Genomic DNA, 13628 nt, shown 5'->3' on the forward strand with positions numbered 1-13628 from the left:
GCCCGAAACCAACGAAACAGTAACCCAATGAAGGGGGTCAGTTCCTGATGTCGCCAAAGGGGTCAATTCCTCGTGTCGCTTGACAACCGGACACCGTTCCGATCAAAAACCGGACGCGATTGGAGTGCACCCCCAGGCTGAGACAAGGAAAATCGCGGACAGTTTCCCCGCAAGTAGAGGAAACTCGGGCATGGCCGGACGGCAAAGAGTTATTGATGATGACCAAAAGCTGGAGCTTCTCCGGCGCATGGAGGCGGGCGAAACCGTCAGCAAGTTGGCAGATGAGGTTGGTATCAGTCGCCAACGACTTTACGAGTGGCGTGATCATCTCAGGCTTCATGGTAATCTGAAGTCGCGTCGGCGCGGCCGGCCGGCCAGGACAGCAGGAGTTGACGGGGCCGCACAGCTGCAGAGTGCAGTCGATGTGCCGTCACCTCAGGAAAAGGCACTGAGCAAGGCCAGGCGCCGGAGCAGGGAACTGGAGCAGAAGGTCGGGCAGCAGCAGCTCGATCTCGATTTTTTTCGCGAAGCCTTGCGGCACTTCGAGGAAGATCGGCGTCGGAGCAGCGCTCCTGGCGAAACGGGATCTTCAAAGTCATCGAAAAGATGATGACCGGCCTGTCGCAAGGCGAATTCAACATCGACAGAATGTGCTGGCTCGCTGGTGTCAGCCGCGCGAGCTATTACCGTCACTGGCTGGATTCGGCCCCTCGTCGGGCCGAGACGGGTTTGCGCGATCTCATTCAGAAGCTGGCTCTCGGCAACGTACACTACGGCTATCGCCGAATTGGAGCCCTGCTGACCGAGCAGCTTCCATGAGGAAAACTGAATATCATCTAGTCATGAAAATAATTATCGAGTTGTCGACAACATTCCCGGATGCAGTGGCAATCAATCAGTTTCGAATCAGTAAATTCCACTTGATGTTTTGGTCTTGTAGACCGGTGCTTCTTTAAACAACCTCATCGTCGCATGAAATTGACGAAAAGGCCCTGACATTCTCTGCAGCGCTCGCCGAGGATCGGCCTCCAGGTCAGACCATATCTGGTGCTTCGCTCCCCTCCCCTCTCGGCGCACTCACTTATGCGGCATGCAATAGACCCCCTCGGATTCCATCAGTACCGCGCCACCCTTCAACTCGCTCAGGGCGCCGACCCACGCTTCCGAATAAGTGCGGCTGGCATCCACGGCCGTCAACCAAAGAACGCGATTATCGGCCAATTCGACTTTAACTTCCTGCTGCAAAGGGCTTGCCTGCACGGTCTGTTGATAGTGGCGCTTGATCCTGACATTGCCAGCTGGGAACTCGGCTTCGTTACTGCCGTAGTTCAGCACAAATCCAGAGCGGTCCTCAGTCACTGAGCAACCGCCATCACGCTCGCATACAATCTTGGCAGCGGTCTTGCAGTCCCACTTCAGTGAAGCCGGCCACATAGGATTGTCCACGCTTGATCGCGGCTTGTCGCTCTGACCAGCGGCCGTCAACACTGCGCCTGTGTTCATAATCATTGTGGATAGCAGAAGCGCCTTGAACACTACAAACCTCCCGGAATTGTGGCCCTCATAGTCCTCGTCCTACGTGATGGCCTGGCTTATGGCATGTTGAGATTGAACCAGCTTTTCTGGCGCACGCCGTTCGCGTCATCATACTCGATGAACCAGGGCTTTCCGCGCATCGGTCGAGGGATGGTGTAGTAGGTCGGGCCATTATCAATGGAATGCCCTCGATCGTTCCCCGCGGTCTGGATTGTTGCCGCAACCGCCTTGCCGTCGATTTCGATTTGGACCTGACGTGATCCGTCTCCATGATGCCCGCCGAGGGCGTTTGTTTTTGAAAACGACGGGCAAGGAGAGCCTATCAGCCGCGAGGCGGCAGATGTTCCGTTCTTGACCTAAGCCCGGCCGATCGGATTCGGAGCTGCCAACTGCTTGCCAGCCAGACGGACAATCCTCATACTTCTCAAATCTCGCCGCGCTCGAGTTGCCTTGCGGACAGGTCGGCCAATTGAAACCCGGGGCTTCCATCGCCTCAATCAACTTGTAAATTGGCGGGTGGCACGAGGGGGTGCCTTGCCAGTCGCCGGAAAGACATAGGAGGACCTGACAGCCCCATTCCGACGCTTTTGATTGGGATGGAAGAGCTGCGACGCCCGCGATGGCGACGGCACCCCCCAGTAGAAATTTGAGTATGGTCATAGCCTTTTCCTCGCTGCAGATTTGACAGTTTACTATGGATGATCCGCGCGAAAAAGGACAGGTCAAAAAGGCAGGTTTGTGCGACTACATCGATTTATGAAACGAGACGACGGAGGCGTGGTCAACAACCCGTTGCGCGCCAACATTGCCCTGACGCTTGAGCGGGAGAGAGCCAGACGCGGCCTATCCCACATGCACATGGCCGAACTGTTTCGGACCGCCGAGGGCGAAAAACTGGCCTATCGAACCTACATTCAGACTGTGCGTCAGAAAAATAATGTCACGTTGACGACGCTGCAGATCATGGCAATCGGCTTGCAAGTGTCTTTTGCAGAAATGCTCGCCGGCGGTAAGAAAGTTCCGGAATGGGCGCATCGGTTGGACGACAATGCGATCCGCAAGCGGCTGGCGCACATCATCGATTTTGAGCGACAACGACGTACTTTGCACCGCTATGAGATGGCCGAACTCATCGGCGTGGCGGAGGCGACCTTCACGAAACTGGAACGCGCGAGCGGCAACATCAGCGTGGACACGATTGCCGCGATCGCCAAGGCGTTGAAACTTGATCCAGCGACCTTCCTCTTTTCCGAAAAGATCCCGCCTAGCAGAGCCGACACCTAGCCGCCCCACGAGTGTTCCCAAAGAGCCTATAATTCGCCCCAGCCGGCGCCGCTCCTATGCCCCTGCCGGTCAGGCCCGGCGGCCGACTAGCGCCCCCCGCCGCGGCTGTCGGACCGCTGCTGTCATCGTCGGCTGTTGGCCTATTGCGGCGGCGGGATGATAAGGGGACTTTGGCATGGACGACTGTGCTGGCGCCGGGAATGCTGCTGATCAAGAGCTTCCCTTGAGGGTCGAAACCATATGAGAACAGCCGTCAAACCTAGCCCGGGGTGATTGCCGGCGCGTGTTGAGAAGAAGGGTGTCGTGGCCTTTTCGACAATTACCGGCGTCATGCTGCGCGTTTGTCGGCCCCTTCCAGGGTCGGTTCCGGTATGGGGCGACCCCACATTCATCACTTTCGTGTTGTGATGCCTACCAGAGAATTTGCTGGTGAACTGACCGGCCAAAGCCAAACTCATGCTCGCCGGGTTGATTTTTCAGCACACGACAGAAACCGCTTCAAGCTCAAACCCGCCCACAAAATGTAAGGCGGCATGGCGAGGGAATAGTGACCACAGTTTAATTCCAAAATATTTGGCCTAGCGCCGGCGTCCTTCAGCCTCTGCATGAACCTCTCCGATAGCTCTGGCAACACCACTTTGTCTCTCTCAGCCAACACAACATGGAGATCGAGATCAGGCCGTGCCAAACTATGCGCGTAATTCTCCAAGTTAAGTGGACCCCAGGCCCTTCTGAGATCGGTCAGCTCAATCTCAGGCTCAAGGCTATCGCGTATTGATCGTGTCGCGCGGCCCGTCCAAACCATATCCGCCAGACTCCCCGCCGTCAGAAACAACGAGGCTTTCGACACAGCCAAGTCGTGCGCTGCGACTATGGCCGCAACCCAGGAACCCAAGCTCATTCCGAGAACCGAAATCTCTCGATAGCCTTCGCTTTTCAACCAACGTATGAGTTTTCGCCCATCGAACACTGCCTGCCTTACAGATTGGATTGTTCGACCGAGATTAGGGCTAAGCATATAGTCGGCGTGCACGGAGCCGGGACGGCTGCGTTCGAAGTGATAAGGCATAGCAATCTCGACAACCGTGATACCACGCTGGGAGAAAAAGTTGGCAATCTGACGGTTCCGGGCGCTCGCATTCCAGTGGTGAAAAATCACCATCGCCTGATCGAACGACCCGCTTTCTGTGATTTTCGCCGACACGACATTGTTCTGTTCAATATCAGTAGAAATGCCCGATGGAAATTTGAGCCACCCATCCAGCCGTTCAAACCCCTGATCACTCACATTCGAGTCATCGAAAAAGGCTGGATCAGCCACAGCCTGGTCCGCAAAGGCACAGAACTCCTCGATACTTGTTATCTTCTTCGCACCTGGAAAGGCGAGTTCCGCGTCAAGGGCGAAATCCGATGGCTTCTTCCCTTCCTCACCGCGCCGCGCCCGCCGCTCATCCCAACGATCAAGCCAACTATGATACACTCTGATTGTTTCCTAACTTACTCGCTTGCCCTCGCCCCAACCCTGGATCAAACAGGCCGTACATTGAGAACAGCAGTCCAACCCCCAGAAGGATCGAAAAGCCAGCAAATGCATCGATCAGCAAGTAGCTAGCCACGAGTAACGCTACGATCGCTGACATTCTCCACAAAGACATATAAAACCGACGTTCGACACCTAAACGGATGGATCCGTATACAAATACCACACAGGTCGAAATAGCGATAAGAAGGCTACTGTAATGGGTGGGCCTACGGTAGATGATCTCGGTGCTCACATGGTTGCGTCCATCAAAGGCGGAAGACATATCGCCGACCAGCCAAGACACAATATTCTCTCCACGCGATGTCAGGTAAGCACTCTGGAGCTTCATGACTATGGCGATCAGAAGTCCCAAAACAGTACACCGAAACATCGCACGCATAACCCTGAGGCTGGCTTCATGGAGCTTGTGTTGATAGTCCACTTCCGGCCGATTACTCGCTGCCTCTCCAATACTCCAAAGATCATGGATCACCGTATAAAGCAAAATCAGGCCTACGAAGAACAGATAAAAACAGAGGCACATATACAGGTAAGCGAGCCCCGTGAATACGACCGCTTCCGGCACCGATATAACCTCAGGGCGTACAATCGCTAACGAGCCCCAATCCGTCGCATAGTTGCCACCCCCTTTTAGCAACGGGATTAAAGACACGCCGATCCACTGAAGAAGACCGGCGAACACCACACAAATCAAAAAAACCGCCCAATATGAATATGAAGAAGCTTGTACGGTGCGCGACCAGGCATCGTCGCTTTCCATCCTGTCGCCCTGCGTCACAAGCTTTGGGCGGCCTTCATCTTTCCAAAAGGTCACCAGCTCGGTCACGAAGGCAAAAAACAGTGGCAAAAATACCATGAAGACGAATGTCCAATTCGCTGTCCAAAGAAACCCAACCTGCTTGACGACGCCATCCGCCCGGCCATACGTCACGCTGTGAATCCCTGTAAGGTACGACAAAAACCCAAGAGCGGTGACACCCGCAAACACCGACGCAGGTAAATTCAGGGGAGATCCGCGACTAAAAAACGCCTCCGATTTCCTAGCCAAACTAAAGCGCCGGCTCGGCCCCTTGGGGTCAGTATCCAGTATCAGCTCTACCGGGCAGTCTGTCTCGTCATCGATGGCCGCAGTCACTGCCGTATCTGGAAGCTCCTGCGCAACGCTGCTTCCGGTTCTCTTCCATTCTCGTCTCTTGGCCGATAACCGCGATTGCGCCTCACTAAGCTCCATCTGCCATTCGCTAGTTGCGACCGGATCATCGCATCCAAAAATCCTCGCCAGCCAACGAATGTTGGCAGTGCTAATTCCCTTCTCGTTCTCTTGAAACCAAAGCTGCACCGTTCGCAGATCGACTCCAACCCGGTTGGAATCAATCAGTGAAATCGCCTCTGCAAGGAGTTCGGGCGTCCATGGGCCAGCAGGAAACCCATCTTTGTCCAACAGTCGACCCGCACCCGCCGCCGCCAGTCGTTTGAATAGTTCTTTGAAATCACTCCCGTCTCTCGGCGGAGGGAGAAATAACTTTCCGTTCTTAAACAACAACTTATAGGCTCTTTTTTCGTTCCGTTTCGCTAGGCTTCGTATCCTATCGTGCCTTCCTCCTCAATCAACGTTTTTATCAACTCGATTTTGGCCGGGCAGGGAGACATCCAATGACGGGTGACCCGCTGGAGAGGCTGAACACGTTTGTTGCGTAGGAGATGCTTCGCAAACCGCCGGCCAACTGAAACGTTTGTCTGGTCGCAGGGTAGTGTGACCTCATGAGCGAACAGTGGGGAAGCCAGGGCTTCGGGAGCCTGAAAAGCGGAGGGATGAACCCATTCCTATTTTTCTCGCCTCCCCAGGTATCATTTACGAATTGTCATGCATGGAGCCGGTCGATGCCCATTCAAGTGGTCTGTAATAACGGAGTGATAGAAGAGGCCGATGGGGTCGCGAGTCTGCTCGCGGCGCATCGTCATGCAGTCGCCATGGTTGAACGTCTCGGCAGGCGATGGATGAGGGCCGAAGAGCCGGACGCGACCCTGATCGGCCGGCGATTGGATTCGTTGATGGCGGAAGAGGCTATCGCGCGTCGGCGCGCGGCCGCTGCGCAGGTGGCCGATGTCGCTGAGATGAAAATGAAGGCAGCTTATTTCCAGCGGTTGTTGGGCAACGACTGGTGCGAGCTTGATGTCGACGATTTTCGCGCGTTGCTCGGTTCTTTCGCGAAACTGCAGTCCTAGGAGAAGAGCGCTGAAATCCATGAGGCCATGGTATTCCAGGCCGCATAGATTCCTGCCGGCACCAAGATGATCGCGATGAGAGCGATAGCATCGCCGATGGCGCCTTCAGTGCGTCCTTCCACGGGATAGTAATATTTATGCGCATCATCGTCGTGCTTCATTGTTGTATCTCCGATCGCTTGTTTAGCAGCAGCTGCACAGGGTGCTGAAACGTCGCGCCCCACAAACCCGCACGTTTCATCTTAGCGTTGATTTCCGCGACGAGGTAGTTCTCATTGACGGCTTTGCCCTTTGCTGTCGTTGCGGCAAACGCGTATCCGGTCGCTATGAGCGCTGTGCCGACGTCGATTGTTTCGCCATTCAGCTGCGCACCGCACACGACAAAAACCGCCTTATCCAGGGCGTAGCCGATTGGCTGGCATGTAACCGCCGCGCTATCGAACAGCGCAGCAAGGTGCGCCAGCGAGGTGTTCCCGCAATCGATTTTGTTCCCATTTGGCTCTTCAGCTGATGTGCCTCGAAGACATGACTGGACGCCATAGAGGCGGAAAAGGTGATCTCCGTCACGCCAGGTATCTCCGGTCAGCAGTTGAGCCGATTTCGATACCGCGAAGGGCGTTGGCACGGCAGACTCGGATGCATCCTGCGCCTGCGCCGATGCGCATACCGAGAATGCGGCCAGCACTGCAAAGCTCGCCTGTTTCATTCCTGGAACTGTCCACCGAGGTCGGCGGAATGCTCGAGATCGGGGCGCAGCGACTTGCCGTCCTTGTTGCGTCCGATCGCTGCCATGTCGAAAAAAACCATTTCGTCATCGTCGTAGGCGACGTTGTACGGGTCGTTTGCGTTGCCCGCACCCACGAGAGAGAAACACGACACGGCGTCGGGTTCACCCTTCTTGCTTTGCAGCACAAGCGTTTTGCAAAGCACGACAGATGCACGATCGTTGTAGATTGACTCTTCATAGTCCTGCGCGGCTTTCGTGCAGTCCCATTGCTGCGCCTTGTAGGTAATCTTTGGTTTTGGACAGGCTGCAAGGCCGCGCAGTCGATAAGCCATGCCGTTGATGACGCGCTCGGTCGCCGAGGGCACCTTGACCGGCGAGACAAGGGTCGCCGCATCGCGCTGAAAGAGCGCGCCTTTCGCATCGTAGCGCTCATAGACGAACACTTTCTCTCCCGGCTTGGCAAACTGGAGCAGGTAGCGCTCCGACGGCTGCGCGAAGGCACTTGGGGCATCCGCGCCGGCAGCATAAGCGACGGCACCTTGGAGCAGCAAGACCGTGCAAAGGGCAGTCTGTTTCATTGAAATTCGTCCCTGCGGCGCATATCGTGTTGACACTTTACTAGGGCTGCGTGTAGCCATAGTAAAGTGTTAAATTTTGGCGACAGTATGAACACTCGATTCGCTCTTCTGGTCACCCTCTTTGGCGCCACGATGCCGTTGCAAGCGCACGGGCAGGACAGGGCATTAGACCGCGTCGCAGTCGCCTTTGCAACGCCGGCGCAAGCCCTTGCCGCGGTTGGGGCGCAAAGGCCGGGGGCGTGTGAGACCGGAAATCGTGCCGAGGTCTCCCAACTTGTGCGTTCAATCGCGCAAGACGAAGGGTTCGACGCCGATCTGGCCGAGACAATTGCATGGGCCGAAAGCGATCTCGGCGCCAGTCAGGGCCCGTCAAAGGCCGGAGCCTTGGGAATCATGCAGCTGATGCCGGGCACGGCGGCCGATCTGGGGGTGAGCGACCGTTGCGATACACAGGCAAATGTCCGGGCTGGCCTTCGCTATCTGAAGTCACTCTATGACGAATTCGGGGACCCGCTGCTGATGCTGGCAGCATACAACGCCGGGCCCAACAGCGTCTACAAGGCCCAGGGTATTCCGGTGAATCCGGAGACGGCGGAATACATTGTGAAAATACTGAACCGCTGGAAGTTCGGCGGTGTGGTGAAGAAGTCCGCCCTGACCAAATCCGAGACGCTCGCGGCCGCTCCGCCAGCAAGCGAGGACGCTTGGCAGGGTGGTCATGTCATGGACTTCGGCAACTGAAAGGAGCCAAGGGTGGAATACAGGAAAGCGGGCAGATTTGCCCTGAAACTGGCCTTGGCCTCGGCGGTCGGAATAGCTCTCGCGCCAGCCACTGCGTATGCCCAGTCGGCGGCGCCAGTCGAAAATGTGCTGGAGTGGTTCGTCGGAGTTCTGCAGGGCAACATAGCGCGTTCATTCGCCATCATCGCCGTCTGTTTTCTCGGTTTCCTCGCCATGACGGGCCGGCTCGCGTGGATGATGGCTTTCTCCATCATCATTGGCATCGCTCTGATCTTCGGCGCTGCCCAGCTGGTGGATGCGGTTCGTGCGACCGCGGGAGGCAGCTGAGAAATGGATGACGAGGAAGTCTATGTCGAGCCGGTCAGCCTGCCACTGACACGCCCCCCGATGAAATGGGGAGTGCGCTATGAGGTCTTCGCTCTGAATGGCATCCTGGCGGTTATCGGCTTCATTGCCACGAGCAGCTTCATGCTCGGCCTTGGCGTGTTCGGCGTGGTGCATCTGGTCAGCGCATATCTGTGCCAGCGCGACCCCTACATGTTTCATATTTTCGAGCGGCGCGTCTCCAAACGCGGAGCGGTGGCGAACCTTACTTTTTGGGGCGCGAGGAGCTATTCGCCATGAGCCTCGATGCCGACCTGAAATTTGGCCGCGAGCGCCGGCGTGAAAAACCCGCGGCGATGCACATCCCTTACCTTCGCCATGTCGATGACAATCTGATCGTGACGAAGAGCGGCTTTCTGATCGGCGTCATCCAGCTCAGTGGCCTGCCCTTCCAGACGATGGACCAAGCCGAGTTGAACAGCCGCATGTTCAACCGCAACACGACGTTCCGCAATCTCTCGACCTCTCGCTTTGCGGTCTACACAACGATCATCCGCCGCCACGTAACGCCGGAGATCGAAGGCGACTTTGACAATCCTTTCGTGGCCGAGCTCGACGCCCGCTACATGGATGAGCTTGGGGCGAAAAACCTTTTCGTCAACGAGGCGTCTCTGGCGGTCATACGCCGACCGATGGTCGGTCGCGTCGGCTGGGTGGACAAGGCGCTCAATGCGTTCCGCATCAGTACCGCGGGCGAAGAAACCCGCGAAGAGGCGATGGCCGAACTGCATGACGTTCTCGACGGAGTCGTCAAGGATTTCACGGCTTATGGTGCACGTCTTCTCGGCGTCGTGAAGCGCCGCGACAGCCTCTTTTCCGAGCCCGCGGAATTTTTGGCGAAGATCCTCGCCGGCGGCGGCGACGTGGAAATGCCTTTGCCGCGCATGAGCCTTGGCGATGTGCTGGCGACACGACAATTGTTTTTCGGCAAATCCGCGCTGGAACTTCGCGGACCGGACGCTGGCAAGCTCGGCGCCATGGTGTCGATCAAGGAATACCCACCGTTCACCGCGCCGGGCTCATTGGACGGTCTCTTGCGCCTGCCGCATGAGTTTGTCCTGACGCAGAGTTTTGCGATCGAAGATCGTGTCACGGCGATGCGCAGGATCAACACCATCGCGAACCAGGTTGAGGGCTCCGACGAGGCGGGCACGACGGTTGAGGAGTCCGTCCACGACGGCGCTGACAAGCTGGCCGGCGGCGAAGTGGTCTTCGGACAACATCACATGAGCGTCATGGCCTTGGCACCGGATATGGGGGGTCTCAACCGTGCGCTATCCGACATCACGGCGGAGCTTTCGCGCATGTCGATCGTGCCGGTTCGCGAGACACTGAACACGGAACTGGCCTTTTGGGCGCAGTTGCCGGGAAATTTCAGCTACATCGCGCGACGTGCGTTGATCTCGTCCCTCAATTTCGCCGGCCTTTTTTCAGGACACAATTTCCCGTCGGGCCAACGTGAGCGGCTGCATTGGAAACGGCCCATCGCTTTGCTCGAAACGACCAGCCAGACAGCCTATTATTTCAATTTCCACGTTCATGATGTTGGGCACTTCACGGTGTTCGGTCCGACTGGCTCGGGCAAGACCGTGGTGCTGTCATTCCTGATGGCGCAGGCCATGCGCATCATGCCGCGGCCACGATGTGTTTATTTCGATTATATGCGCGGCGCTGAAATTTTCGTTCGGGCGCTCGGCGGTCGCTATGAGGTGATGGAGCCTTCCCAGCCGACCGGGTTCGCGCCATTGCAGCTTGAGGACACGGCAGAAAACCGGTCCTTCCTGGAAGATTTGCTCATCTACATTCTGACGCCGGAAGGCGGCGCGCTGGATGTAGCGGAGATGCGCGTCATCAACGCCGCCGTCGACATGATCTACAAGATCCCGCGCGAACAGCGTACCTTCGACCTGCTGCCGGAAGTGCTGCGGGGGTCGCTCATGCCTGGCATGAACGATCTGGCCGCGCGGATACAGCCCTGGCTCGACCCGAAGGACAAGGGCTGGCTTTTCAACAATCCCGTCGATCTGGTCGATTTTTCGAAGCCGGTTGTCGGGTTCGATATGACCAAGATCCTGGGCGATCGAAAGCTGCGTTCGGCGGCGTTGCTCTACATTTTCCATCGGCTTGAGGACGTCATCGACGGCTCGCCGATCATGCTCTTCCTCGATGAAGGCTGGAAGCTGTTGGACGACGAGGTTTTCGCTGCTTTCATCAATGAGACGCTGAAGACCATTCGTCGCCGCAACGGCGTCGTCGGCTTTGGCACGCAGACGGCGGAAGACGTCGTCAATTCCTCCATCTCGTCGTCGCTGATCGAGCAAACGAAGACCAACATTTTCTTCCCCAACCCGAAGGCGAGCAAGGAGTCCTACATGGAGCGCTTCTCGCTGACAGCGAAGGAATTCGAGTTCGTGCGCCGCACCGCCAAGGAAACACGCACCTTCCTTGTCAAGCACGACAGCGACTCGATCGTTGCCAAGCTCGATTTGTCGGCGATGCCCGATCTCATCAAGGTCTTGTCCTCGAACGAAGCCAACAGCAAGGAATGCGCCCGGCTCCGGGAGGCCTTCGGCGACGAGCCGGAGATTTGGCTGCCATACTTCTGCGGATGGGAGAACGAGCATGACGAAGCGGCTTAGCAGCGCTTGTCTGGCCGTGGCTCTCGCGACGGCGGAAAGCATGACCGTGGCTGTCGCTCAGATCGCGGTGATCGACGGGCCGAACCTCGACAAGCGGCAAGAGGACGAGCAGCACAGCACGAAGTCGGAAGAAGCGAAGAACGACGAAACCGACAAGAAGAAAAGCGTCGTCTGCACCTATTCGAACAAATACCGCTCACAAATGTTTCGCCGGTCGCCAGCCGAAGCGTTGCAGCGCGACGCGGGCAACGTGAAGATGATCCGCTATTATGCGCAAAAATACGGGGTGCCCGAAGGCCTGGCGCTGTCCGTCGCCTATCAGGAATCGCGCTTCGACACATGCGCCGGAAGCCACACCGGCGTCAAAGGCGTCATGCAGCTGACTAAAGGCACCGGCAAGTCCATGGGGCTTGACCGCGACGTCAACGAGCAGAATGTCGAAGGCGGCGTCAAATATCTCGGAATGGGCGTGAAGCAATGCGGGGCGACGAATTATAGCTGTCTCGCCTCCTTCTACAACGGATCGAACGCTGGCGAGCAAAACCAGTGGGCCGGCGGTGTCGGCCGCTGGAACAGCTACTTCAACGACTATGTGTCGAGCGGCAAGGCTCCGGCCGCCGCGCCGCCACCATTCTCGATCGTAACGGCCGACGGCGCAGGCGGCACGGCCCAGGACGCGGCCATGGGCACGGTCAGGAAGGCGGCTGGCGGCCTCGATGCAAGCTCATCGCAGATGGGCGCCAACAATGCTGCAATCGACGCGCTGGCGGGCAACGTTGGCCAGGTGACCGAATACAAGGACGCTTGGGAGCTAAACTCGTCGGCTCGTGGGATCAACGCCGATGTCACCAACCAGTACCTCGCCCAGGCGGGGGACTTCACGGCATTGCTGGCCCAACTTCTATCGTTGCAGAATGTTCAGGCATCGCAGTCGTCCAAGCTGGTGCAACAGCCGAAGAGCGGCTCTCCAAACCCGTTCTCTTGTGATCCCGCGGAATTGGAGCGGTTGAGGATCGATCGCGGCCGGTGGCTACCATGCGCACTTGAGAACGCGAGGGCAAGCTCGGCCGACAGTCGCTCGATGATCATCACCAGTGATCCTGCCGGCCCTGCCAGCGTCATTAATTCTCTACAGCAATAGGAGGCTGACATGAACAAATTCGCGATTGCTGCCAGTCTGGCGCTTTGGGCAAGCACGGCCCACGCACAGATTGCCGTCATTGATGGCGCCAATCTCGATGTCGCCCGCAAGAATGCGGACAACACCAACTCCATCATGGATTCGAACAAGGACATTCTGAAAAAGAGCGAGGAGATCCTGCAGGCTCTCAGCGGCAGTCGTGACGGTTCGCTCGGCATCGGACAGATGGGCCTCGGCGGCAACATGTCGATCTCCCAGGCGCCGTCGTTCGGATCGATCCTGAACGGCGGGGCTCTTTCGTTTGGTGGCCTTTCGCCCGAAATCCAGAAAATCGCCGGCGCCGTCATCAATGGGCTCCAACTGGTGAAGCAGCTCCAGCAGATTGCCGGCAAGGAGACCAGCGCCGTCAACACGGCCTATGGCGGCAGCGTCAACGTGGCCTCGCTGCTAAGCGCATTGACCTCGCAGGCTTCGCAGGGCGTCACCCAGCGCCAACAGTCTCTGCAGTCAGCGAGCGGGCAGATCGGGCAGTCGCAGGACGTCAAGGGTTCGGTGGACCAGAACACACGAATGCAGCTGGAAAACGCGCGCGCCGTCAACGAACTGATCGGCGTCCAGAACGGCGCGGTCGCGGCCCTGAATGAGAAGCTGAAGGGAGACCTACTTCGCCAAAGTCAGGTGCAGAAGATGATGACACCGCGCACCGTCAATCCGTTCGTGGACTTCGGCAAGAGCGGAGGCTGAGCGCTTGTCGAGGCGAGTCCTGCGCATATGCGTTGTGATTGGGCTCGGCCCAGTGCTTTTCGGATGCGCAAAACGTGAACTGAAA

The 13628-nt window shown here is 57.4% G+C and carries 16 protein-coding genes; 10 read left to right on the forward strand and 6 right to left on the reverse strand.

Annotated elements, in window-relative coordinates; genetic code table 11:
• Positions 1 to 190 precede the first annotated feature (190 nt).
• Positions 191 to 610 carry a helix-turn-helix domain-containing protein gene (locus NKJ06_RS12350; RefSeq protein WP_352809862.1) on the forward strand — a complete coding sequence of 140 codons (420 nt, stop codon included), beginning with the start codon at positions 191 to 193 and terminating at the stop codon, positions 608 to 610.
• Entirely contained in the window at positions 607 to 819 is a 213-nt protein-coding gene (locus NKJ06_RS12355; protein WP_352809863.1) for a hypothetical protein, read from the forward strand. Before NKJ06_RS12350 ends, NKJ06_RS12355 begins: the two co-directional genes overlap by 4 nt.
• A 258-nt stretch (positions 820 to 1077) precedes the next feature.
• Here the strand turns inward: NKJ06_RS12355 and NKJ06_RS12360 are convergent, their stop codons facing one another.
• Positions 1078 to 1536 carry a hypothetical protein gene (locus NKJ06_RS12360; protein ID WP_352809865.1) on the reverse strand — a complete coding sequence of 153 codons (459 nt, stop codon included), beginning with the start codon at positions 1534 to 1536 and terminating at the stop codon, positions 1078 to 1080.
• A 777-nt stretch (positions 1537 to 2313) separates the two neighbouring features.
• Here NKJ06_RS12360 and NKJ06_RS12365 point away from each other — a divergent pair.
• A complete protein-coding gene (locus tag NKJ06_RS12365) occupies positions 2314 to 2820 on the forward strand; it encodes a helix-turn-helix domain-containing protein (RefSeq protein WP_352809866.1) in 507 nt (168 codons plus the stop codon).
• A gap of 454 nt (positions 2821 to 3274) precedes the next feature.
• Here the strand turns inward: NKJ06_RS12365 and NKJ06_RS12370 are convergent, their stop codons facing one another.
• Positions 3275 to 4300 carry an RcgR family putative quorum lactone hydrolase gene (locus NKJ06_RS12370; RefSeq protein WP_352809867.1) on the reverse strand — a complete coding sequence of 342 codons (1026 nt, stop codon included), beginning with the start codon at positions 4298 to 4300 and terminating at the stop codon, positions 3275 to 3277.
• On the reverse strand, positions 4290 to 5903 hold the full coding sequence (locus tag NKJ06_RS12375) for an RcgA family putative transporter (protein ID WP_352809938.1): 1614 nt from the start codon (positions 5901 to 5903) through the stop codon (positions 4290 to 4292). The genes NKJ06_RS12370 and NKJ06_RS12375 overlap by 11 nt, the downstream gene beginning before the upstream one ends.
• A 341-nt stretch (positions 5904 to 6244) precedes the next feature.
• Between NKJ06_RS12375 and NKJ06_RS12380 the strand changes: the two genes are divergently transcribed.
• Positions 6245 to 6589, forward strand: coding sequence for a hypothetical protein (locus NKJ06_RS12380; RefSeq protein WP_352809868.1), 345 nt, complete (start codon positions 6245 to 6247; stop codon positions 6587 to 6589).
• On the opposite strand, the gene NKJ06_RS12385 is transcribed toward NKJ06_RS12380, so the two are convergent.
• The 3 genes from NKJ06_RS12385 to NKJ06_RS12395 are packed head-to-tail and all read right to left on the reverse strand — an operon-like array spanning position 6586 to position 7894.
• A complete protein-coding gene (locus NKJ06_RS12385) occupies positions 6586 to 6750 on the reverse strand; it encodes a hypothetical protein (protein WP_352809869.1) in 165 nt (54 codons plus the stop codon). The genes NKJ06_RS12380 and NKJ06_RS12385 overlap by 4 nt on opposite strands.
• Positions 6747 to 7295: a thermonuclease family protein gene (locus NKJ06_RS12390; RefSeq protein ID WP_352809870.1), complete on the reverse strand. Its 549-nt coding sequence runs from the start codon at positions 7293 to 7295 to the stop codon at positions 6747 to 6749. Before NKJ06_RS12390 ends, NKJ06_RS12385 begins: the two co-directional genes overlap by 4 nt.
• Positions 7292 to 7894 carry a hypothetical protein gene (locus NKJ06_RS12395; protein ID WP_352809871.1) on the reverse strand — a complete coding sequence of 201 codons (603 nt, stop codon included), beginning with the start codon at positions 7892 to 7894 and terminating at the stop codon, positions 7292 to 7294. The genes NKJ06_RS12390 and NKJ06_RS12395 overlap by 4 nt, the downstream gene beginning before the upstream one ends.
• Before the next feature lie 87 nt (positions 7895 to 7981).
• On the opposite strand from NKJ06_RS12395, the gene NKJ06_RS12400 reads away from it, so the two are divergent.
• The 6 genes from NKJ06_RS12400 to NKJ06_RS12425 are packed head-to-tail and all read left to right on the forward strand — an operon-like array spanning position 7982 to position 13543.
• The gene (locus tag NKJ06_RS12400; RefSeq protein WP_352809873.1) at positions 7982 to 8635 is read left to right on the forward strand and encodes a lytic transglycosylase domain-containing protein; all 654 of its coding nucleotides are present in this window, start codon (positions 7982 to 7984) and stop codon (positions 8633 to 8635) included.
• 12 nt (positions 8636 to 8647) lie between these two features.
• Positions 8648 to 8962 (forward strand): TrbC/VirB2 family type IV secretion system protein, encoded by a 315-nt coding sequence (locus NKJ06_RS12405; protein WP_023749602.1) that lies wholly within the window; start codon positions 8648 to 8650, stop codon positions 8960 to 8962.
• Positions 8963 to 8965: 3 nt separating this feature from the next.
• Positions 8966 to 9259, forward strand: a complete 294-nt coding sequence (locus NKJ06_RS12410) for a VirB3 family type IV secretion system protein (RefSeq protein ID WP_023720449.1) — start codon at positions 8966 to 8968, stop codon at positions 9257 to 9259.
• Positions 9256 to 11658, forward strand: a complete 2403-nt coding sequence (locus NKJ06_RS12415) for a VirB4 family type IV secretion/conjugal transfer ATPase (RefSeq protein WP_352809874.1) — start codon at positions 9256 to 9258, stop codon at positions 11656 to 11658. The genes NKJ06_RS12410 and NKJ06_RS12415 overlap by 4 nt, the downstream gene beginning before the upstream one ends.
• Positions 11642 to 12799: a transglycosylase SLT domain-containing protein gene (locus tag NKJ06_RS12420; RefSeq protein ID WP_352809876.1), complete on the forward strand. Its 1158-nt coding sequence runs from the start codon at positions 11642 to 11644 to the stop codon at positions 12797 to 12799. The genes NKJ06_RS12415 and NKJ06_RS12420 overlap by 17 nt, the downstream gene beginning before the upstream one ends.
• 9 nt (positions 12800 to 12808) lie before the next feature.
• On the forward strand, positions 12809 to 13543 hold the full coding sequence (locus NKJ06_RS12425; protein WP_352809877.1) for a type IV secretion system protein: 735 nt from the start codon (positions 12809 to 12811) through the stop codon (positions 13541 to 13543).
• Positions 13544 to 13628: the final 85 nt, after the last annotated feature.

Origin of the sequence: Mesorhizobium sp. M0293 (genome assembly GCF_040321735.1) — a bacterium.
In the GTDB taxonomy this organism is placed as follows: Bacteria; Pseudomonadota; Alphaproteobacteria; order Rhizobiales; family Rhizobiaceae; genus Mesorhizobium.

Coding starts and splice junctions, on each gene's coding strand:
- NKJ06_RS12350 (WP_352809862.1), top strand. CDS start 191: ATGGCCGGACGGCAAAGAGTTATTGATGATGACCAAAAGCTGGAGCTT.
- NKJ06_RS12355 (WP_352809863.1), top strand. CDS start 607: ATGATGACCGGCCTGTCGCAAGGCGAATTCAACATCGACAGAATGTGC.
- NKJ06_RS12380 (WP_352809868.1), top strand. CDS start 6,245: ATGCCCATTCAAGTGGTCTGTAATAACGGAGTGATAGAAGAGGCCGAT.
- NKJ06_RS12385 (WP_352809869.1), bottom strand. CDS start 6,750: ATGAAGCACGACGATGATGCGCATAAATATTACTATCCCGTGGAAGGA.
- NKJ06_RS12390 (WP_352809870.1), bottom strand. CDS start 7,295: ATGAAACAGGCGAGCTTTGCAGTGCTGGCCGCATTCTCGGTATGCGCA.
- NKJ06_RS12395 (WP_352809871.1), bottom strand. CDS start 7,894: ATGAAACAGACTGCCCTTTGCACGGTCTTGCTGCTCCAAGGTGCCGTC.
- NKJ06_RS12400 (WP_352809873.1), top strand. CDS start 7,982: ATGAACACTCGATTCGCTCTTCTGGTCACCCTCTTTGGCGCCACGATG.
- NKJ06_RS12410 (WP_023720449.1), top strand. CDS start 8,966: ATGGATGACGAGGAAGTCTATGTCGAGCCGGTCAGCCTGCCACTGACA.
- NKJ06_RS12415 (WP_352809874.1), top strand. CDS start 9,256: ATGAGCCTCGATGCCGACCTGAAATTTGGCCGCGAGCGCCGGCGTGAA.
- NKJ06_RS12420 (WP_352809876.1), top strand. CDS start 11,642: ATGACGAAGCGGCTTAGCAGCGCTTGTCTGGCCGTGGCTCTCGCGACG.
- NKJ06_RS12425 (WP_352809877.1), top strand. CDS start 12,809: ATGAACAAATTCGCGATTGCTGCCAGTCTGGCGCTTTGGGCAAGCACG.